Raw genomic sequence first — 20,886 nt, 5'->3', positions numbered from 1 at the left:
ATGAAGATAGAAAATACAAAAGCACAAATGCGTAAAGGTGTTTTAGAATACTGCATTTTATCAATTTTACAAAATGGTGATGCTTATACTTCTGAAATACTTTCAACATTAAAAAGTGCAGAAATGATTGTGGTTGAAGGAACTATTTATCCGCTACTAACCCGCTTAAAAAATGCAGGATTACTAAGCTATAGATGGGAAGAATCAACCTCTGGACCTCCAAGAAAATATTACGTTTTAACAGAAAATGGCGGAATGTTTTTAAAAGAATTAAACAAAACCTGGAGTAATTTAGTAAACGCAGTAAACCTAGTAACAAGTACAAAATCAACTAACAATGAATAAGACAATAAATATAAACTTAGGTGGATTCTTCTTTCATATAGATGAAATTGCTTATCAAAAATTAAAACGTTATTTAGAAGCCATTTCGCGTTCTTTAAGTGATGATCCGCAGGGAAAGGATGAAATTATTTCAGATATTGAAGCACGTATTAGCGAACTTTTATCTGAACGTATTACCGATGCTCGTCAAGTAATAAATGAAAACGACATTGAAGAGGTTATCACTATAATGGGTCAACCAGAAGATTATGCTGAAGCTGAAGGCTCATACAATGAAGAAACCTCATATAAAAACCGAAAAAGAAACCAATCTTCAAAAAAATTATTTAGAGATGGAGATGATAAATTTTTAGGTGGTGTTTGTGCTGGTATTGCACATTATTTTAATATTGATGTTATTTGGATTCGCATTGCTTTTATCGTTTTAGTTGCTTCTGGATTTTCTCCTTTAGCTTATGTTATTTTATGGGTGCTATTACCTGAAGCAATAACAACTTCTGAAAAATTACAAATGGAAGGTGAAGCTGTAAATATTGATAACATCGAAAAAAAAATTCGTGACGAGTTTGAATCTTTTTCAACAAAAATAAAAGATGGAGCAACAGGAATTTCAGAGAAAATTTCGAGTGCCGATTACGAAAAAATGCGAGCGCAAACAAAATCAGGTTTTCAAGATTTCATAGATACTATGGGTAAAATATTGCTAACCCTTTTTAAAGTTTTTGGTAAATTTATCGGAATACTATTAATTTTTATTGCTGGTATTACCATTATATCATTGCTTTTAGGTATATTTTCAATAGGTAGTTTAGAGTTTTTAAATGTTGATAGTGATTTTGTGCATTATCCTCCATTTTTTTACGATGCTACTTTACCTAAATGGCTATTATCTACTGCATTATTTGTTTTAATAGGAATTCCGTTTATCGTATTATTTATTTTAGGATTACGAATACTATCACCTAATATTAAAAAATTAAGCACCGCTGCTATTTTAACATTATTAGGAATTTGGTTAGTATCTTTATTAGCTGTTGCTTTTTCAGGTATCGAATACGCAACAACACACGCGTATAACGGCACAAACGTAAGCAAACATAGTATTAACTACATTAAAGAAGAACCTTTAAAAATTAGAGTTGTTAATAATGATAACATTCATTATAATCATAATTTACGTAACAGAAATAATGCAATATCAGTTTATATTAACAATAAAGAGTTAAAATACTCAAACGATATAAATATTGACGTTCGTAAAAGCGAAACTAACAACGCTTATATAGAAATTAAAAAAACATCAGAAGGCAGAAAACGTAATAATGCCAATGATAATGCTAAGGCAATTCAGTACAATTTTAAAACAGCAAAAAACACCATAGTTTTTGATGCTTTCTTTTTAAGTGAATATAAAAATATTTGGAAAGATGAAGAAATTAAAGCTACCGTATTTATACCTGAAGGAACCATAGTTTATTTTGAAAATTCTTCACGTAGATTTTTAGACGATGTTAAAAATACAAATAATATTTACGACCGCGATATGGCTAACCATTATTTCAAAATGACCTCAAAAGGTTTTGAATGTACTGATTGCTCTATTAATGAAACCGATACTAATAATTGGGATTCGGATAACGATGATGAGATTAGTTTTATGTTTAACAGCACCATAAATGAGGTGAAATCAGAACTTATTATCACAAAAGAAACCACCAGAAACGAATTAAAAAAATTAGCTCGCTGGTTTAAAGACCGCAAAAATATTGATATTGATTTTTCAGAATCAAGCTTTTATGATAACGGAAAGATAAAAACATACTCCTTAAAAGTTGATTGTAATGATGGTTTTAAAGGAAAAACAAAAAAGCTTACAAAAAGTATAATTGTTGGTAATAGAAAACATGGTTTTACAAGAAGTTATAACGAAAATGATTCTATAACCTTTAAAATTTGGTAAATTAAAATTATGGGAACTATTTTTGATTTTTTCTTTAAAGGTAATTTTTTTCTAAAACTCATTACCCTTTTGTATACGTTATTATTTAGTTGGATAACCAACGGACAAGTGCATGAAATTCCTAATTACAAAGCTGTAGACATTGGGTTACACAATGAAATTGTAAAAATGGACAGTATTTATTTTACCGCATACAATACTTGTGACATGAAAACCCAAGCAAATTTTTATGATAAAGATTTAGAATTTTTTCATGACAAGGCAGGTTTATCAACATCTAAAGAAAATCTTTTAAAAGCTTTAGAAAAAAACATTTGTGGTAAAGTAACCCGAACTTTAGTAAAAGGAAGTATTGAAGTTTATCCGATAAAAAATTACGGAGCCATACAAATTGGTTATCATAAATTTTATAATAATCAACAACCAAACGAAAAATCAGTTCCTAGTAAATTTATTGTAATTTGGAAACAAGAAAACAAACAATGGAAAATAACAAAAGTTATTAGCCTACATTAAAATATAGTTAACCCTAAAAAAATTAGGTCATTTGTTATAGCTAACTCCAATGATACTAATACTTGGTTTTATTAAGCCAAAGCTTTATTGCTTTTGGCTTTTTTATGCTATTTACAAAAAACACAACTTATTAAAAAACTAATTTATACTTATCCTAAATAAAAAAAGCTATTCTTTTAAAATTATAGTTACATTTGATCCCAATAAGTTCTTTACATACTTCATCAACCGGAAAGGTTTTACTTAGCTGTAGATTAATAGGGAATCGTGTGCAAATCACGAACTGTCGCGCAACTGTAAGTAACACACCAAAGGTTTTATTACTAAAAATCCACTGTTTTTTAATTAAAATGGGAAGGAAAATAAAACTGTTACAAGTCAGGAGACCTGCCTATTCCGAATTGACAATGCTTTCGCGATTTGAAGCTTTTAGTCAGACAGATGCATCTTTTACAAGCCAACTACTTGAATAGGATAGTTATGCCTTGTTTGCTCCTAAATGCATTTTCTTTCTTAATTTTTCTCTCAAAAAAGCATTGCGAAGTGCTTAAAAAAGAGCTTTTAACTAATTTATTAATCATTTAAAGTTAAAAGAAAATGCAAACGCACAATCTTGGCTATCCGCGAATTGGTAGCAACAGAGAACTCAAAAAAGCCTGCGAGCAATATTGGTCAGGCAAAATTTTAGCAGATGAATTGCTAAACGTAGGAAAAAATCTTACCATTAAAAATTGGAAAACTCAACAAAAAGCAGGAATCGATTTAATTCCTTGTAATGATTTTTCTTATTATGATCAAGTTTTAGACATGTCGTTAACCGTTGGTGCTATTCCAAAACGATACAATGAAATAGCTTTAAAAAAATCGACTAATGAACTCGATTTATACTTTGCCATGGCAAGAGGGTATCAAAAAGATGGTATTGATATTACTGCTATGGAGATGACCAAATGGTTTGATACCAACTACCATTACATAGTTCCTGAATTTTATAAAAATCAAGAATTTAAACTTTTTTCAAACAAAATCATCAACGAATTTGTAGGAGCAAAACAAGTTGGTATAAACGCTAAACCTGTAATTATTGGACTAGTTTCGTATTTACTTTTAGGAAAAGAAAAAGAAGAAAATTTTGACAAACTCGATATAGTTGAAAATCTTTTACCTGTATACATTAACATCTTAAAAGAATTATCCGCAAAAGGTGCCGAATGGATTCAATTTGATGAGCCTTTTTTAGCATTAGATATTAATGAAAAAACAAAAAAAGCGTATCAACATGTTTACGCAACGTTAAAAAATGAGTTTCCTAAATTAAAAATATTGGTAGCCACTTATTTTGATGGTTTAAAGAACAATGTATCCTTAGCAACCTCATTACCTGTATGTGCTTTACATATTGATCTAGTTCGTAACCCTGAGCAATTAGCCGATGTTTTAAATACATTCCCTGAACAGTTAAGCTTATCTTTAGGTGTTGTTGATGGTAGAAATATATGGAAAAATGATTTCGAAAAATCGCTATCTTTCATCAAAAAAGCGATTGATAAAATTGGAGAAGATCGTGTATTAATTGCTCCATCTTGCTCACTTTTACATACTCCATGTGATTTAGATTTAGAAACTGATGAAAAAACTTTATCATCAGAAATTAAACAATGGATGGCTTTTGCTAAACAAAAAATAAGTGAAGTTGTAGTTTTAAAAACATTAAGCGCTAAAAATGTAAGTAAGGAAGCTAAAATTAAATTAGCAGCTAATAAAGAAGTTATAAAAAACCGCGCCACCTCTAAACTTATCCACAACACAAAAGTAAAAGATAGAGTAAATGCAATAACATTAAAAGACGCTACAAGAAATAATCCTTTTTCTGTTCGTAAAATATCACAGAAAAAAACACTAAACTTACCTTTGTTTCCAACCACAACTATTGGTTCTTTTCCGCAAACAAAAGAAGTTAGAAGTTGGAGGGCTCGATTTAAAAAAGGTGAACTTTCTAATTCAGAATACAATGCTTTACTAAAAAAAGAAACCGAAAAATCCATTCGCTGGCAAGAAGAAATTGATATTGACGTGCTAGTTCATGGAGAGTTTGAACGTAATGATATGGTAGAGTATTTTGGTGAACAATTGGCTGGTTTACTTTTACAAAAAAAGGCTGGGTACAAAGTTATGGTAGTAGGTGTGTGAAACCTCCAATTATTTACGGAGACGTGCACAGACCTAATCCAATGACTGTTTATTGGACTAACTTTGCCCAATCTTTAACAAAAAAATTGGTAAAAGGAATGTTAACAGGACCTGTTACCATTTTACAATGGTCTTTTGTTCGTAACGACCAACCTCGCAACATAACCTGTAACCAAATAGCTTTAGCAATTAGAGATGAAGTGATTGATTTAGAAAAAGCAGGCATCAATATTATTCAAATTGATGAACCTGCAATTAGAGAAGGTTTGCCTTTGCGAAAAAAAGAATGGCAAAACTATTTACAATGGGCAGTAAATGCTTTTAAAATATCAGCTAGTGGCGTAAAGGATGAGACTCAAATTCACACCCATATGTGCTATTCTGAATTTAATGATATTATTAAAAATATTTCAGACATGGATGCTGACGTAATAACCATTGAATGCTCTCGTTCGCAAATGGAGTTATTAGATGCTTTTGCTGATTTTAAATATCCAAACGAAATTGGTCCAGGTGTTTATGATATTCACTCTCCAAGAATTCCATCAAAAAAAGAAATGGTACTACTTTTAGAAAAAGCAAAAAAAGTTATTCCTGGAGATCAATTATGGGTAAATCCAGATTGCGGTTTAAAAACACGTCATTGGGATGAAACTAAAAAAGCTTTAATTGAAATGGTTGCTGCCGCAAAAGAAGCACAATTAAATTATCACAGTAAATAATCCCTGCCCAAGGTGCAAACCCATCCCCAAAACTAGTGCACCTTGGGTTATTTATATATTAAAATGACTTTTAACGAAAAAATTAAAAAATCAGAAACACGTATTTTTAAAGCTGTTTTTCCTAGCACCACAAATCATTACGATACTCTTTTTGGAGGCACTGCATTACATCTTATGGATGAAGTTGCTTTTATTACCGCAACCCGTTTTAGTCGGCAAAAAATGGTAACGGTTAGTAGTGATAAAATTGATTTTAAAAAACCTATTCCCGCCGGAACGATTATAGAATTAATTGGTACTGTTATTCACGTAGGAAACACCAGCTTAAAAGTAAACGTAGCTATTTATATTGAGCAAATGTATAGTAAGCAAAGAGAAAAAGCTATAGAAGGATCATTTACATTTGTAGCTATTGATACGGATAAAAAACCCATTTCTATAAATTATTAACTTTTCACAAAAAAAACTCACTTTATAAAGTGAGTTTTTTTGTTATTTAAGCGACTCCTAAAATTCTTTGTAACGGAATAATAGTGGCTTGTTTTAAGATTACCGATTTATCAGTTAATCCCCAAATGGTAGTTTCAACCATTTTTAAACCTGTATCATCTACAAAAGTTATTTTTACTTTTTCTTTTTCTAAATTACCAAGTGCCAAAGCTCTTTTTAAATCTAAAATTCGATTAAGTCTTTCTTCTTTTCTTCCTAAAACTTCATTTTTTGAAAAAGTTAAAAATTTAATACACTCTTTTTCAATCACTTTAATATCATTAATTGTATTCATATAATTGGGGGTTTTATAGGTTACATAACTCATTACTTAAAATTATGCTTTTAGCACAAAAACAAATAATATTTTGTGAATATACACGTTTTAACTAAAAAAAACAACACAAATACCTATTTTTAAACCCATAAAAACACAAAACACACAACATCTACTTTTGATAAAACGCGTTATACATTTTAAGTATCTTACCCTTATTCGTTTTCTTTAAATCTATTTTATTATTTTTATCTAATGAAACAGCTTTTTTACTTACTAATACTATCATCATACATTGTAAACGCTCAAAAACTCCCAAAAGGTTTTTCTTATATAAACGATATTGCACCTAGTATTCAGCAAGAACTAAGATACTGTTCAAACAACAATTTTATTGGCACCTCCATAAATGGCTATCAAGAAAGCAAACTTATCATTACTACAGTAGCTGCTAATGCTTTAAAAAAAGTACAAAATGAACTTGTAAAAAAAGGTTTAAGCCTTAAAGTTTTTGATGCTTACCGCCCGCAAACTGCTGTTAATCATTTTGTAAAATGGGCACGTGTTATTAACGACACCTTAAAAAAACAAGAGTACTACCCTACTATAAACAAACGTCATTTATTTAAAAAAGGATATATTTCATCTAGGTCTGGCCATTCTAGAGGAAGTACTGTCGACTTAACTATAGTTAATATAAAAACAAATAAAGAATTAGATATGGGAAGTCCGTTTGATTTTTTTGGTGTATCATCTCATGTTGCTTACCCTAAATTAACCAATCATCAGAAAAAAAACAGACAGTTATTGCAAACAATAATGAATAAAAATAATTTTAGGTCATATAGTAAAGAATGGTGGCATTTTACTTTGCGTCACGAACCTTTTCCTAAAACTTATTTTAGCTTTCCTGTTAAATAAACTATTTATATTTTTTATTTCAACAAACTAATTTTTAACGCTTTGTTTAGAAAAACAAAAAACATCGGCATTATATTTGCTCATATTTATTTTGATATGAAAAAAAGCTTAAATTATTTTTTATTTATATGTGTACTTTGTGTAAACTCTTATGGTTTTGCACAACTAGATAGTGGTTTTGGAAATAAAAAAAGTAATAACACATCCTTTGGTATTGTATCTTCTTCATCAAAAGATGTAAAAAAACCTAAATCATTAGATTTTAAAAATAATAATGGTTTTAAAAACGCTCATAGAGAAGAACAAAAAAAAATTAAAAAAAAACAAGCTGAAAGTAATTTTGAGAACAAAGGTATTTTAACCAAAGCTAAAATAGCTGAACAACAATACTTAAAATCTTTTCAAAAAATAAATGGACTATACAACTACCCTGTTATCGATCAAGATTTAGGTAGTTTTAGCACAAAATCTAAAAATGTAAATATTATTTGTCGTGATTTTCAATATCCAGACGGAGATAAAGTAATGATTCTTGTAAATAATATTCCAGTAGTTAGTAGTGTAACCCTTAAACAAAATTATCAATCCTTTAATATTCCTTTAGATGATGGAATAAATACAATAGATATTATAGCCCTAAACCAAGGTTCGTCTGGACCCAACACTGCGGGTTTTAAGATTTTTAATGATGCCGGAATGGTAATCTCATCTAATCAATGGAATTTAGCTACAGGAGCCAAAGCTTCAATTATTATAGCTAAAGAAAAGAAATAATATTAGAAGTTTTAACTTTATAAAAAGCTAGCAATAATTTTTCAAAAGAACTTTTTTAAAATTACCAAAAACTACTTACTTTTGTAGTTACGTTTTACAACAATAAAAACAAACAAACTTTAAATAAACAACTAATATATAATGAATAAAATAACCAAAGAAACCTATATCAATTGGTATAGAGACATGCTATTTTGGAGAAAGTTTGAAGATAAACTAGCAGCTGTTTACATTCAACAAAAAGTAAGAGGTTTTTTACACTTATATAACGGTCAAGAGGCTGTTTTAGCAGGTTCATTGCATGCAATGGATTTAACTAAAGACAAAATGATTACCGCATATCGTAACCACGTACAACCAATTGGTATGGGTGAAGATCCTAAACGTGTAATGGCAGAATTATATGGTAAAGTTACTGGTACCTCTAAAGGTATGGGTGGGTCTATGCATATTTTTTCTAAAGAACACCGTTTTTATGGAGGTCACGGAATTGTAGGTGGTCAAATTCCATTAGGAGCAGGATTAGCTTTTGGTGACAAATTTAAAGGTAATGATGCAGTAACTTTATGTTATTTTGGTGATGGAGCTGCGCGTCAGGGTTCTTTACATGAAACTTTTAACATGGCAATGAACTGGAAATTACCAGTGATTTTTATTGTTGAAAACAACGGTTACGCAATGGGAACTTCTGTTGAAAGAACTGCAAACCACACAGATATTTGGAAACTTGGTTTAGGATACGAAATGCCTTGTGGTCCAGTTGACGGAATGAACCCTATTAAAGTTGCCGAGGCTGTTGATGAAGCTATCCAAAGAGCTCGTCGTGGCGAAGGACCAACTTTCTTAGAAATGAAAACATACCGTTATAGAGGTCACTCAATGTCTGATGCACAACACTATCGTACAAAAGACGAAGTTGAGGAATACAAAAAAATTGATCCTATTACACAAGTTTTAGACATCATTAAAGAAAATAAATATGCTTCTGAAGATGAAATTGAAGCTATAAAACAAGAAGTAAAAGATTCAGTAAAAGAATGCGAAAAATTTGCTGAAGACTCTCCATATCCAGAATTAAATCAATTACATGATATGGTATACGAACAAGAAGATTATCCATTTATAAAATCTAAGTAAACCATGGCTATAATTATAAACATGCCTCGCTTAAGCGACACGATGGAAGAAGGAGTGGTAGCTTCTTGGTTAAAAAAAGTAGGCGATAAAGTTGAAGAAGGTGATATTTTAGCCGAAATCGAAACTGATAAAGCTACGATGGAATTTGAATCTTTTAACGAAGGTACTTTGCTACATATCGGTGTGCAAGAAGGTGAAACATCTCCGGTAGATACGTTATTAGCCATTATTGGTGAAGAAGGTGAAGATATTTCTGCTCTATTAAGCGGAGCAACTGCAACCGAAACTACAGAAAAACCGAAACCTGAAACAACCAACAACCAAACTACAACACAAAACGATACTGTAGCAATGCCAGAAGGAGCAACTGTTATTAACATGCCTCGTTTAAGTGATACTATGGAAGAAGGAACCGTAGCTTCTTGGTTAAAAAAAGTAGGTGATAAAGTTGAAGAAGGTGATATTTTAGCGGAAATTGAAACTGATAAAGCTACGATGGAATTCGAATCTTTTAACGAAGGTGTTTTATTACACATCGGTGTTGAAGAAGGAAAAACCGCACCCGTAGATAGTTTACTTGCCGTTATTGGTAAAGAAGGAACAGATGTAGCTACTGTATTAGCCGCTCAAAGCTCAGGAAGCAACATTGCTGCTAATACATCTAAAGAAGAAGAAGAAAACAAACCAACTCCTAATAAAGAAGAGGTTAAAGCTGAAACTGTAACAACTAATTCTTCAGGAGGAAGAATATTTGCTTCTCCTTTAGCTAAAAAAATAGCAAAAGATAAAGGAATTAATTTAGCAAATATTAACGGCTCTGGTGAAAACGGACGTATTATTAAAAAAGATGTAGAAAACTATACTCCAGCTACAAAAACTGCTACAACGCAAGCTGTTTCTAGCACCACTTCTAATGATGCCTCTACAACCGTAACTAATTTTGCAATTGCTGGAGAAGAAAACACTTCGGAGGTTAAAAACTCTCAAATGCGTAAGGCTATCGCTAAAGCATTAGGAAACTCTAAATTCTCTGCTCCTCATTTCTACTTAAATATTGAAGTAGATATGGATAATGCAATGGCTTCTCGTAAAACAATCAATGCGATTCCTGATATAAAAGTATCATTTAACGATATGGTTGTAAAAGCTTGTGCTATGGCATTAAAAAAGCATCCAAATGTAAATACTAGCTGGACAGATAATAACACGTTATTTCATAGTCACATCCATATTGGTGTTGCTGTAGCTGTTGATGAAGGCTTAGTTGTACCGGTAGTAAAACATACTGATGCTTTAAGCTTAACTCAAATCGGAGCTTCGGTTCGTGATTTAGCAGGCAAAGCAAGACACAAGAAAATTACACCAGCTGAAATGCAAGGAAGTACTTTTACGGTTTCTAACCTAGGAATGTTTGGTATTGAAAGTTTTACATCAATCATTAATCAACCTAATTCAGCAATTTTATCGGTTGGAGCAATTGTGCAAAAACCAGTTGTTAAAAACGGAGAAATTGTAGTTGGTAATACCATGAAGTTAACTTTAGCCTGCGACCACAGAACCGTTGATGGTGCAGTTGGAGCTCAGTTTTTACAAACACTAAAAACTTATATTGAAAACCCTGTTACTATGTTAGCATAGTTTTTAAAATAACACTCTATAAAAAAAGCTCGCAAATTGCGAGCTTTTTTTATTTAAATCAATGCTTTTTTAGCTTGCACTATATGTCGTTCATTATGATGAATAACAAAACGTAAAGTATCACCTAGTTTAAATTTCACTAAAGGCAAAGTAGTTTTTGTTTTTATTTTATCTACGTTTTTATTTTTAGCAACCTCTAATAAGTCTAGTAATTCTTCTTGAAGCGCTATAAAATCAAGCAATACTTTTTCTTTATTTAATTTTGAATTATTAGGGTTTTTACTTTTAAAAGTATTCATTGTTGTCATTCCCTCTTTAGGCAACATATCATTGGCAAATTTATTACCTAAAAAACCGCTTTTAAAAGTCTCAGAAAAAGGTAATGATGATGCGATCATTTTTTTATTGATCTCAATATTATAAAAAAATGCATATCTATTTAAATGCTCTAAACATTCTAAAACACTCCATGATTTAGATGATTGTTTATGCTGTAATTTTTCACCAGAAACTTCTACTAATTTTTTTGCATAATTAATATGCGATGTAGTCATCAATATTAAATCTTTAATTACTTCACTACTATTATAAACCATAATTTTATTTTTTTTCAAAATTAAAATGCATCTTAAATATAAAACTTGATTTAAATCAATACTTTTTGATAATTCTAGACAAGGTTTCTGGCGTCATTCTTAAATAAGAAGCAATATACTTTTGAGGTATTTCCTGAAATAACTGTGGACTCCTCTTAAACACTCTTTCAAATCTTTTTTGAGGAGAATTAATAATTAAATCATTTTCACGCTCTATTTGCTGATACACAAATTCCTGTAAAAGTGTTTGCCATATTTGTTGATTTTCTTTAGATGCGTTTATACACTTTAAATAATTTTCTTTTGAAATCACCTTAAGTGTACATTTTTTTATTGCTTGTATATAAAAAACAGTTGGAATATCTTTTAAAAACGAATCTAATGCTGTTATAAATGAGTTTTTATAACCAAAACGAATAGTATGTTCTTCAACGTCACTTTCAACAAACACTCGTAAACTTCCGTCAACTACAAAATACATATTGGTATTTACATCACCAGGAACAGCTATAAAATCGTTTCTTTTCAGGTCAATTTCTTGCTCCCAAAAAGGTAACAACGCCGCATATAACTGTTCAAGTAAATTCATAAATAAACGCTATATTCTCCTTGTTTTATTCAATAAATAAAAATCAGCTAAAACCAATGCCGTTAAAGCTTCAACAATTGGTACAGCTCTTGGAACCACACATGGATCATGACGACCTTTACCCATAATCTGGGTAAGGTCACCTTCTGAATTAATCGTTTGTTGATTTTGCATAATTGTAGCCACTGGCTTAAAAGCTACTCTAAAATACACATCCATTCCGTTTGAAATTCCTCCTTGAATTCCTCCCGACAAATTTGATTGTGTAGTTCCATCTTCATTAAAAACATCATTATGCTCAGACCCTTGCATTTTTGCACCACAAAAACCACTTCCAAACTCAAAACCTTTTACAGCATTTATTGATAACATTGCTTTACCAAGCTCAGCATGTAATTTATTAAAAATAGGCTCACCTAAACCAACTGGCATATTTTGAGCTACACAAGTTATGGTACCTCCAATAGTATCACCAGCTTTTTTAATTTCTTTAATTTTAGCGATCATTTTTTCTGCGGATGCATCATCAGGACAACGAACGATATTATCTTCAATTTTAGAAAAATCTACTTCCTGATAAGGTTTCATCATAAAAACATCACCTACTGATGATGTAAATGCGTTTATATTAATATGTTTAATTAATTGTTTTGCTAAAGCACCAGCAACTACCCAATTGGCAGTTTCACGAGCAGATGTTCTACCTCCTCCTCTATGATCTCTTACACCATATTTTTTATCATATGTATAATCGGCATGTGAAGGGCGATATACATTTGTATTATGATTATAATCTTTACTTTTTTGATTGGTGTTTTTAATTTGAAAACCAATAGAAGCTCCTGTTGTTTTACCTTCAAAAATTCCTGATAAAAACTCAACCGTATCTGGTTCCTTACGTTGCGTTACAATTTTAGATTGTCCAGGTTTACGACGATCTAATTCTTTTTGAATTGCTATTAAGTCAACATCTACTCCTGCAGGAAAACCATCTATAACTCCTCCAATTGCAATTCCGTGCGACTCACCAAAAGTGGTCAATTTTAAAATATTTCCAAACGAATTAAACATACTTTCACTATTTTAAACGAAAGTAATTTATTTACAATAAAAACTATCACTTTTACATGATAATTACATGATTTTAAAACCAACATTTACTTAGAACAATAAGCAAATGTTATTTTATTATAGATAAAAAAACATGAAAGGAGATTTACAGAAAATAAATTTATTTTTATTTCAAACATAACTACCTGATAAAAAAACAATTACACTGCAAACCCTTTATTTACGGTAAATTTTAATAAAAAAAAGTGTCATTTTTTTTTTAGAAGTGAAAAATGGTTGTATATTTGCACCCGCAATCAGGGATTACTTGATAGCATGCCTGGAGAAATGGCAGAGTGGTCGAATGCGGCGGTCTTGAAAACCGTTGTCTGTAACAGGACCGGGGGTTCGAATCCCTCTTTCTCCGCAAAGCCGAAGCTAACGCTTCGGCTTTTTTTTAGGGGATTATTAAAGAAAAAAAGCTTACAGATGTAAGCTTTTTTCTATTTTATAAATACCTATACTACAAAAATAGCCATTCAACTTATTAAAATTGAATGGCTATATAGATTAAAACTCTTAAACTAATTAAATATCTTTTTTACTAAAAATTGATATAACTTAAATGCTGAATAACCTATTATTATTCCATTTACAAAACCCACTAATATATCTATAGGAAAATGCACTCCTAAATACAATCTACTATACGCAAATATTAAAGGAAAAAACACCAAAAACTTAACCCATTCAATATGTTTTTTTAAGAGCATAATCAAATACACTGATACTACTGTAGATGTAGTAGCATGCCCAGAGGCAAAACTATAACTCTGTGGTCTTATTAAAGTTCTTAACAACTCTTTTATCTCTGGATCATTATTTGGTCTTAACCTTTCAAAAACACCTCTTATAACGTTTGTAAGTTGATCTGAAAAAGCAACCAATACAGCTATAAATAACATCGTAAACAGTCCTTTTTTCCATCCTAAATACTTAAACACTAAAAACAGCATTAATAAAAATAATGGTGTCCAACTAAATTGATTGGTTATTACCAACCAAAACCCATCCCATTGCTCGCTTCCTAAATTATTTAAATAAATAAGAAGCTCTTTATCTTTTTGTATAATTCTTTCTATCAAACTATTTTCCTACTTTTAATACTTCTACTTCAAAAACTAAATCTGACTTTCCTAAAATTGGCCCTAAACCTTCTTCTCCATACCCTAAGTAATAAGGAATAAAGAATATTGACTTATCACCTTCTCGCATTGTTTTTACACCTTCTTTCCAACCTGGAATTAAAGGTAATTCAGAATTATTTATTGTAAATACAAAAGGTTCTTTTTTATCAAGACTTGACGCTACTTTTTTTCCACTATCTAAATACAATGTATAATGAACTGTGGTAGATAATGCCGGATTTACTTTTTTGCCATTTCCTTTTTGCAATTGCAATACTTTTAAACCCGAATCTGTTGCAATTGCATTTTTAATCCCTTTATCTTCCTGAAATTTACGTTTTGCTTCCGCTATTACTCTTTCACGCTCTGCTTTTCTTTCTTCTTCTTTTGACAACTCATATTCAAATACAGTGGCTGCTTTAAATTTTTTAGCCTCGCTACCAACTCTAATTATATTAACTTCTTTAATATAATCGTTTTTCTGAATTACATCAACAATGTTTTGACCAATTAAAACTTTTCCAAAAACTGAATGCATACCATCTAACCAAGGAGTTTCTTTATGAGTTATAAAGAACTGACTAGAATTTGTTGCTTTACCTGAATTTGCCATCGATAAAACCCCTGCACTATCGTGCTTATAAATCAATTCTCCGTTCTCATCCATAGGAAATTCATCTCCAAACCTATACCCAGCATTACCTGCTCCGGTACCTGTTATATCTCCTCCTTGAATCATAAAATCTTTAATTACCCTATGAAACTTCGTACTATTGTAATAAGGTTTCCCTTTTAAAGAATCTGTCATTTTAGGGTTATCACCTTCAGCTAATGACACAAAGTTTGCCACCGTCATCGGCACTTCTTTTTCATGCAACTTTATTAAAACATCTCCTTTATTTGTTTGAATATCTGCATATAAACCGTTTTCTAAATCTGGGTATTTCACCGATTTACATGCTGAAAACAACACAACAATTGCTATTAAAATTTTATAAATTTTCATTCACTTATATTTTTAGATTCTCTTATAAACAATTAGTTAGGTTAACACAATGTGTTAACCTAACTAATTATTTATTATTTATATTTTTATTACTTAACTTCAAGCAATTCTACTTCAAAGACTAAAGCTGAAAAAGGTTTAATTTTTGCACCTCTTTGCTGTGCTCCGTAAGCCAAATCTTGAGGAATAAAAAACTTAAATTTAGCACCTGGCTTCATCAATTGCAACCCTTCTGTCCAACCTTTAATAACTTGGTTTACTCCAAACTCTGTTGGTTCTCCTCTATCAACAGAACTATCAAAAACAGTTCCGTCTGTTAATGTACCATGGTAATGAACTTTAACACGTGAAGTAGCCGTTGGCGCATCTCCCTTTCCTTCTTTTAAAACAATATATTGTAAACCAGAAGCTGTAGTTTTTACACCGTCTTTTACTTTATTATCTGCTAAAAATTTTTCTCCTTCTTTTTTATATTCTCCAAACTCAGCTTCAGCTTTTTTTGCTTGTGCTTCTTGTTGTTCTTTCATTTTTTCTTGTTGTTGCTTTTGAAAAAAAGTTCTTAAGATATTATTAATATCTTTAGATTCAACTAAAAGGTTGGTAGAATCCATTCCGTTTTTAAATCCTTGCACAAATAAATCTTGATCTAAATCTTCAAAATTCATTTTAATTTTATTTGCCATATCTAAACCTAAACTATAGCTTACTGAATCTACTTCTGTTGCTAATGAACTTTTTGTTTTAAATTGGCTATTACCACATGATACAATTGATAAGGTTACAACTGCTACTGCTAAAAATTTAGTTAATTTCATTTTTATTTATTTGTTATTTAATTTCGATTAATGTTACGGTACTTTGTATTGGTTGATTTACTTTTATTTGATTTCCATCTCCAGTTACTCCAAAAGCACTATATGACGGAATTACAAATGTAACTGTTTCTCCTTTTTTCATCAACTTTATTCCTTCTTGTAATGCCGGAATAAAATCTTCTTTATCTATTTTATAATTTCTTTCTTGCTTTGGATAAATAATATTTCCTGCAATATCTGAAATATCATAAGAAATTAAAACAATATTATCAGTTTTTGGCTTCTGGCTATTTACAGAGTCTTTAACAATATATCTATACCAAAATCCGTTTTCAGAAACGTTATACTTATTTATAGTATCTTTAGCTATCCAATTTTCTAAACGTCTTTTTTCTAAAGCATTTAATTTTTTATTCTTTTTAATTACTTCATTATAAAAATTAACGGTTCCTTGTTTTTTAGGTCTTCTTGCTTCAGGTTCTTTACACGAAACCAACCCTAAAAACATTGATAATAAAAAAACAACTTTAAACTTCATAAGACACTTCTAATTCTTTTTGATATTTAGGTAATAACGCTGTAAATGTTGCAATCGTATCTTCCATCGACTCTAAACTTTTACCACCAGCTGCATTATCATGCCCACCACCATTAAAATGATTTCTAGCAAATTGATTTACAGAAAAACTTCCTTTACTACGAAGTGACATTTTAATAATACCTTGCTCTTTATCTTCAATAAAAATAGCAGCAAACACAATTCCTTTTAAAGAAAGGGCATAGTTTACAACACCCTCTGTGTCTCCTTTTTCGTAATTGAATTTTTTCTTTTCTGCTTCTGATAAAGTTATAAATGCTGTTTTATATGCTGGTAATAACTTCATATTACTCAACGCTTGTCCTAACAATAACAAACGACTATATGAATTTGCATCTAACACATTGCTATGAATCTTATCATTTTCTGCACCTTTATCAATTAAATCTGCAATAATACGATGCGTGGTACTTGTGGTTGATCTAAAACGAAAAGATCCAGTATCCGTCATAATGCCAGTATACAAACAAGTAGCTATGTTTTTGTCAATCAAAGCAACATCTCCCATCATTTCAATAAAATTATACACCATTTGACAGGTTGATGACATGGTGGTATCAGAGTACATATATTCAAAATCATCGGGTTGTTGATGATGATCTATCAATGCAAAATCATTTGTATACTGCTCTAATGTGTTTTGCATATCGCTACCAACTCTGTGCAAGGCATTAAAATCTAACAAAAAAACTATTTCTGAGTTTTTTAATGATCGTACACTTTGTTTATTTTGACGATCAAATCGATATACGGTTTCAGAACCTGGTATCCAATGTAAAAAATCAGGATATTCATTAGGCATTACAACCTGAACGGTATGTCCTTTTTTATCTAAATAATGCTTTAACCCTAAGGTTGAACCTACTGCATCTCCATCAGGGTTTCTATGACCTATAACTACAATGTTTTTAGGTTTTGATAAAAATTCTTTAAGTTCTGTAAATTGTTTTAAAATCATAAGTGGCGAATATACAATTAAATTAAAAAAATTATGTAATTTCGCGCCGATTTGTGCGAGGTGCGCACTTACATTTTTTATTTACTTTATTTATAGAAATTTATAGCAATGGCAACAAATAGAACTTTTACAATGATTAAACCAGATGGTGTTGAAAACGGACACACTGGTGCTATTTTAGACAAAATTAATGCTGCTGGTTTTAGAATCGTAGCAATGAAGAAAACTCAAATGACTAAGCGTGATGCTGAAGCTTTTTATGCTGTGCACAACGAACGTCCATTTTTTGGTGAATTAGTTGAGTTTATGACTCGCGGACCAATTATTGCTGCAATTTTAGAAAAAGACAACGCTGTTGAAGATTTTAGAACTTTAATTGGTGCTACAAATCCTGCGGAGGCTGCTGAAGGAACTATTCGTAAAATGTTTGCAACTTCTATTGGTGAAAACGCGGTTCACGGATCTGATTCTGATGAAAACGCTGCTATCGAAGGTGCTTTCCATTTTTCTGGTAGAGAAATGTTCTAAGAACACACTTCTTTAAAATATATAAAAAACTCGTTACATTTTATGTAACGAGTTTTTTGTTTTAAAATTTATCTTGATTCTTGGTTTAAATTCTAATAACTTCGCTAACTCCTGATATAACGAATTCAAACTCGACATATCAATAAAGTTGTGCTTAATTCAAAAAAACTTATAATTAATGAAAAAACTTATTATATCCATTTTAATATTTTCTTTTTTTTCTTGTAATTCAGAATCAAAAGTAGAAGTAAAAAAAGAGAATGAAACAGACAAAGTAAGTGTTTTAAATTTTGGTTCGGTTCATTTGAGCGGAAGTTCTGATGCCTATTCTTCTATTTCAGATGTAAGTAATCCAAATGTTAAAGCGGATATAAAAAAAATAGTTGACCGATTAGCGAAATTCAAACCAACTATAATCTGTGTAGAAATACCGCCAGAAAGCACAGATTTTATAAATGAGACCTATCAGAAATATAAAATTGACCAGAGTAAGAGAATTAACTACTCTGAAGAAGTGAATGTAATTGGGCTTGAAGTCGCTCGTTTGAGTGGAACAAAAAAAATATATGGAATTGACAATCCAATAAGCTTTGACTATCCTAGCCTCATTGAAATGGCGAATAAAAATTATTCCGATAGTTTATATGTTCAAAAAATTATGGAGAGTTATGCAACTCTAAACAAAAAAACACTACTTGAACAATTCACCGAAATAAATACTACTAAGTACAAAATGGAAACATTTAACTTATATAATTTTCTAGCAACTATGCACAACCCAAATAATTTTGAAGGCTCAGATATTATAGCGGATTTCTACAAAAGGAATTTGAGGATGTACACAAATTTTTCAGATATTCCGTTAACAAAAAACGACCGAGTTTTAATCATTATGGGAGCAACTCATACAGCATATTTTGATATATTCATTGGAAATAACCCGAAATATATTTTGGAAAATTTAGATAAATACACAAACTTTACGGAAAAGAACTAAGCACAATACAATATATAATTTATTGCTAATTATGGCTCACTTATGAAATCCTTCGGACTTCTTGCCGTTCGTTTTTTATTTAGTAAATTATGTGCTCAAACCACGCAACTAAACTTATACAAACACATTAGCAAAACTATTAAACCAACATCAATTTATTAACCAATATTTCTCCCATCTCTTCATTAATCATTTTTATAATTTTATCTTTACCATAACCTAATTGCTCTCTTAAAGCTGATGATGTTAAACGAACAATTAAAGTTCCGTTTTGTAATTTCACTTCACTTGTGTACGACACAACACCTGGCCCCATCATTTTTGCCCAAGCTTCATCAATATGAATTTTTTGAAACCCTTTATTTAAATTCCCCTCTTTTATATAACTCCCCAATAAATCTTTAATTGAAAAGCTATCGTTTTCTCTCTTTGCCATTTCTTACCCTAACTTAAAAATTTGATATTCTTGGTTACTATTTTTTAATACATTCTCAGTACGATTAAAATGTGTATCAGTAATAAATATTTGCCCAAAAGCATCATTATTTACTAAATCTACTATTTGCGCAACTCTATTTTCGTCCAATTTATCAAAAATATCATCTAATAATAAAATCGGTGTCACGTTTGATTGTTTTTTAATAAACTCAAACTGCGCTAATTTTAAAGCGATAAGATACGATTTTTGTTGCCCCTGAGATCCAAATTTTTTAATAGGATACTCCTCTATCTCAAAACTCAAATCATCTTTATGAATTCCTGACGATGTATATTGCAACATTCTATCTTTTTCTAAACTTTGGGTAAATAAATCAACCAAAGAAGTATCGTGTAACTGGCTTTTATAACGCAAATCCACTGTTTCTTTTGCGCCCGATATAATTTGGTGCTTTTCGTTAAAAATAGGCACAAATTCTTCTAAAAAAGCCTTTCTCTTGTTATAAATCACGGTTCCGTATTCAACTAATTGCTCATCATATACTTTTAAATTTAAAGCATCAAAAGTTCTGTTAGCTGCAAAATATTTTAACAAGGCATTTCGCTGACTTATAATTTTATTATACGCAATTAACCCTTGTAAATAGTTTTTATCTTGTTGTGAAATAACACCATCAATAAACTTTCTACGTGTATCGCTTCCTTCTACAATTAAATCTCTATCTGCAGGCGATATTATCACCAATGGTAACTGCCCTATATGTTCAGAAAACTTTTCATAAGCCTTTCCGTTTCTTTTTAGTATTTTTTTTTGCCCTCTTTTTAAAGAACATAAAATTTTTTCATTCCGATCATTTAATAGGTAATCTCCCTCGATCATAAAAAAATCTTGACCGTGGCGAATATTTTGCCCAGCGACCGAATTAAAATAACTTTTTGCGAAAGACAAATAGTAAATAGCATCTAACACATTGGTTTTTCCAATTCCGTTATTACCTACAAAACAATTTATTTTCTTCTGAAAATCAAAAGATTGTGTTTCAATATTTTTAAAATTTACTAATGCTATTTTCTGCAAATACATGAATGAAGATTATTTCAAAAAAGAAAGCGCAAATTATAGTTTTTTTTACGAATAATCGATTTTTAAAATCC

At 30.6% G+C, this 20,886-nt stretch carries 21 protein-coding genes, 1 tRNA gene, 1 pseudogene and 1 riboswitch; of the genes and pseudogenes, 12 read left to right on the top strand and 11 right to left on the bottom strand.

Translation table 11 applies throughout. The features are described from left to right. The 5 genes and pseudogenes from Q4586_RS09585 (at window position 1) to Q4586_RS09565 (ending at window position 6,183) form a co-directional block, all read left to right on the top strand. A complete protein-coding gene (locus tag Q4586_RS09585; protein WP_303528639.1) occupies window positions 1-345 on the top strand; it encodes a PadR family transcriptional regulator in 345 nt (114 codons plus the stop codon). Next, on the top strand, window positions 338-2,305 hold the full coding sequence (locus Q4586_RS09580) for a PspC domain-containing protein (protein WP_303528638.1): 1,968 nt from the start codon (window positions 338-340) through the stop codon (window positions 2,303-2,305). The genes Q4586_RS09585 and Q4586_RS09580 overlap by 8 nt, the downstream gene beginning before the upstream one ends. Window positions 2,306-2,314: 9 nt before the next feature. After that, window positions 2,315-2,821 carry a nuclear transport factor 2 family protein gene (locus Q4586_RS09575; protein ID WP_245662324.1) on the top strand — a complete coding sequence of 169 codons (507 nt, stop codon included), beginning with the start codon at window positions 2,315-2,317 and terminating at the stop codon, window positions 2,819-2,821. A gap of 217 nt (window positions 2,822-3,038) precedes the next feature. Beyond that, a riboswitch (cobalamin riboswitch) is annotated at window positions 3,039-3,230 on the top strand. Between the two features lie 188 nt (window positions 3,231-3,418). Next, window positions 3,419-5,733: pseudogene (gene metE, locus Q4586_RS09570) on the top strand (5-methyltetrahydropteroyltriglutamate--homocysteine S-methyltransferase). 63 nt (window positions 5,734-5,796) lie between these two features. Next, the gene (locus tag Q4586_RS09565; protein ID WP_068703607.1) at window positions 5,797-6,183 is read left to right on the top strand and encodes an acyl-CoA thioesterase; all 387 of its coding nucleotides are present in this window, start codon (window positions 5,797-5,799) and stop codon (window positions 6,181-6,183) included. A gap of 46 nt (window positions 6,184-6,229) precedes the next feature. Here Q4586_RS09565 and Q4586_RS09560 read toward each other — a convergent pair whose 3' ends face one another. Next, window positions 6,230-6,517 carry a hypothetical protein gene (locus Q4586_RS09560; RefSeq protein WP_068703989.1) on the bottom strand — a complete coding sequence of 96 codons (288 nt, stop codon included), beginning with the start codon at window positions 6,515-6,517 and terminating at the stop codon, window positions 6,230-6,232. 237 nt (window positions 6,518-6,754) lie between these two features. Here Q4586_RS09560 and Q4586_RS09555 point away from each other — a divergent pair, with 237 nt between their 5' ends. The 4 genes from Q4586_RS09555 (at window position 6,755) to Q4586_RS09540 (ending at window position 10,969) form a co-directional block, all read left to right on the top strand. Next, window positions 6,755-7,420: a M15 family metallopeptidase gene (locus Q4586_RS09555; protein WP_068703605.1), complete on the top strand. Its 666-nt coding sequence runs from the start codon at window positions 6,755-6,757 to the stop codon at window positions 7,418-7,420. Between the two features lie 96 nt (window positions 7,421-7,516). After that, window positions 7,517-8,194, top strand: coding sequence for a hypothetical protein (locus tag Q4586_RS09550; RefSeq protein WP_068703603.1), 678 nt, complete (start codon window positions 7,517-7,519; stop codon window positions 8,192-8,194). A 141-nt stretch (window positions 8,195-8,335) separates the two neighbouring features. Next, the gene (gene pdhA, locus Q4586_RS09545) at window positions 8,336-9,331 is read left to right on the top strand and encodes a pyruvate dehydrogenase (acetyl-transferring) E1 component subunit alpha (protein ID WP_068703601.1); all 996 of its coding nucleotides are present in this window, start codon (window positions 8,336-8,338) and stop codon (window positions 9,329-9,331) included. 3 nt (window positions 9,332-9,334) lie between these two features. Beyond that, window positions 9,335-10,969: a pyruvate dehydrogenase complex dihydrolipoamide acetyltransferase gene (locus Q4586_RS09540; RefSeq protein WP_303528633.1), complete on the top strand. Its 1,635-nt coding sequence runs from the start codon at window positions 9,335-9,337 to the stop codon at window positions 10,967-10,969. A gap of 53 nt (window positions 10,970-11,022) precedes the next feature. Here the strand turns inward: Q4586_RS09540 and Q4586_RS09535 are convergent, their stop codons facing one another. Genes Q4586_RS09535 through aroC form a run of 3 tightly spaced genes read right to left on the bottom strand, consistent with a single transcriptional unit; the run spans window position 11,023 to window position 13,225 of the window. Beyond that, window positions 11,023-11,583 (bottom strand): DinB family protein, encoded by a 561-nt coding sequence (locus Q4586_RS09535; protein ID WP_245662323.1) that lies wholly within the window; start codon window positions 11,581-11,583, stop codon window positions 11,023-11,025. Window positions 11,584-11,620: 37 nt separating this feature from the next. Beyond that, on the bottom strand, window positions 11,621-12,154 hold the full coding sequence (locus tag Q4586_RS09530) for a Crp/Fnr family transcriptional regulator (protein ID WP_303528631.1): 534 nt from the start codon (window positions 12,152-12,154) through the stop codon (window positions 11,621-11,623). 9 nt (window positions 12,155-12,163) lie between these two features. Then, entirely contained in the window at window positions 12,164-13,225 is a 1,062-nt protein-coding gene (gene aroC / locus Q4586_RS09525; RefSeq protein ID WP_303528629.1) for a chorismate synthase, read from the bottom strand. Window positions 13,226-13,546: 321 nt separating this feature from the next. On the opposite strand from aroC, the gene Q4586_RS09520 reads away from it, so the two are divergent. Continuing rightward, window positions 13,547-13,631 (top strand) — tRNA-Ser (locus tag Q4586_RS09520). A 157-nt stretch (window positions 13,632-13,788) separates the two neighbouring features. Here the strand turns inward: Q4586_RS09520 and Q4586_RS09515 are convergent. From Q4586_RS09515 to Q4586_RS09495, 5 genes are all read right to left on the bottom strand, one after another. Beyond that, on the bottom strand, window positions 13,789-14,349 hold the full coding sequence (locus tag Q4586_RS09515; protein ID WP_303528628.1) for a phosphatase PAP2 family protein: 561 nt from the start codon (window positions 14,347-14,349) through the stop codon (window positions 13,789-13,791). Window position 14,350: 1 nt separating this feature from the next. Next, window positions 14,351-15,397, bottom strand: a complete 1,047-nt coding sequence (locus Q4586_RS09510; RefSeq protein ID WP_068703589.1) for a peptidylprolyl isomerase — start codon at window positions 15,395-15,397, stop codon at window positions 14,351-14,353. An 89-nt stretch (window positions 15,398-15,486) separates the two neighbouring features. Continuing rightward, window positions 15,487-16,212 carry a BamJ family beta-barrel-assembly machinery protein gene (gene bamJ / locus Q4586_RS09505; protein WP_068703587.1) on the bottom strand — a complete coding sequence of 242 codons (726 nt, stop codon included), beginning with the start codon at window positions 16,210-16,212 and terminating at the stop codon, window positions 15,487-15,489. Between the two features lie 13 nt (window positions 16,213-16,225). Then, window positions 16,226-16,750 carry a gliding motility-associated peptidyl-prolyl isomerase GldI gene (gldI, locus tag Q4586_RS09500; protein WP_303528627.1) on the bottom strand — a complete coding sequence of 175 codons (525 nt, stop codon included), beginning with the start codon at window positions 16,748-16,750 and terminating at the stop codon, window positions 16,226-16,228. Beyond that, window positions 16,740-17,768, bottom strand: a complete 1,029-nt coding sequence (locus tag Q4586_RS09495; protein WP_303528626.1) for a DHH family phosphoesterase — start codon at window positions 17,766-17,768, stop codon at window positions 16,740-16,742. Before Q4586_RS09495 ends, gldI begins: the two co-directional genes overlap by 11 nt. A gap of 108 nt (window positions 17,769-17,876) precedes the next feature. Here Q4586_RS09495 and Q4586_RS09490 point away from each other — a divergent pair, with 108 nt between their 5' ends. Together Q4586_RS09490 and Q4586_RS09485 are read left to right on the top strand one after the other, a co-directional pair. Then, complete coding sequence (locus Q4586_RS09490; RefSeq protein WP_068703581.1) at window positions 17,877-18,296, top strand: nucleoside-diphosphate kinase; 420 nt, start codon at window positions 17,877-17,879, stop codon at window positions 18,294-18,296. Between the two features lie 178 nt (window positions 18,297-18,474). Continuing rightward, a complete protein-coding gene (locus tag Q4586_RS09485; RefSeq protein ID WP_303528624.1) occupies window positions 18,475-19,293 on the top strand; it encodes a DUF5694 domain-containing protein in 819 nt (272 codons plus the stop codon). Between the two features lie 139 nt (window positions 19,294-19,432). Here Q4586_RS09485 and Q4586_RS09480 read toward each other — a convergent pair whose 3' ends face one another. Both Q4586_RS09480 and recF read right to left on the bottom strand, forming a co-directional pair. Continuing rightward, entirely contained in the window at window positions 19,433-19,729 is a 297-nt protein-coding gene (locus Q4586_RS09480; RefSeq protein ID WP_068703577.1) for a DciA family protein, read from the bottom strand. 3 nt (window positions 19,730-19,732) lie between these two features. Next, the gene (gene recF / locus Q4586_RS09475; protein ID WP_303528621.1) at window positions 19,733-20,815 is read right to left on the bottom strand and encodes a DNA replication/repair protein RecF; all 1,083 of its coding nucleotides are present in this window, start codon (window positions 20,813-20,815) and stop codon (window positions 19,733-19,735) included. Window positions 20,816-20,886 lie beyond the last annotated feature (71 nt).

Origin of the sequence: Tenacibaculum soleae (assembly GCF_030549005.1) — a bacterium.
Lineage (GTDB): Bacteria > Bacteroidota > Bacteroidia > Flavobacteriales > Flavobacteriaceae > Polaribacter > Polaribacter soleae.
Note: the sequence above shows the minus strand (reverse complement) of the source record. Positions and strands in the feature narration are given on the sequence as shown.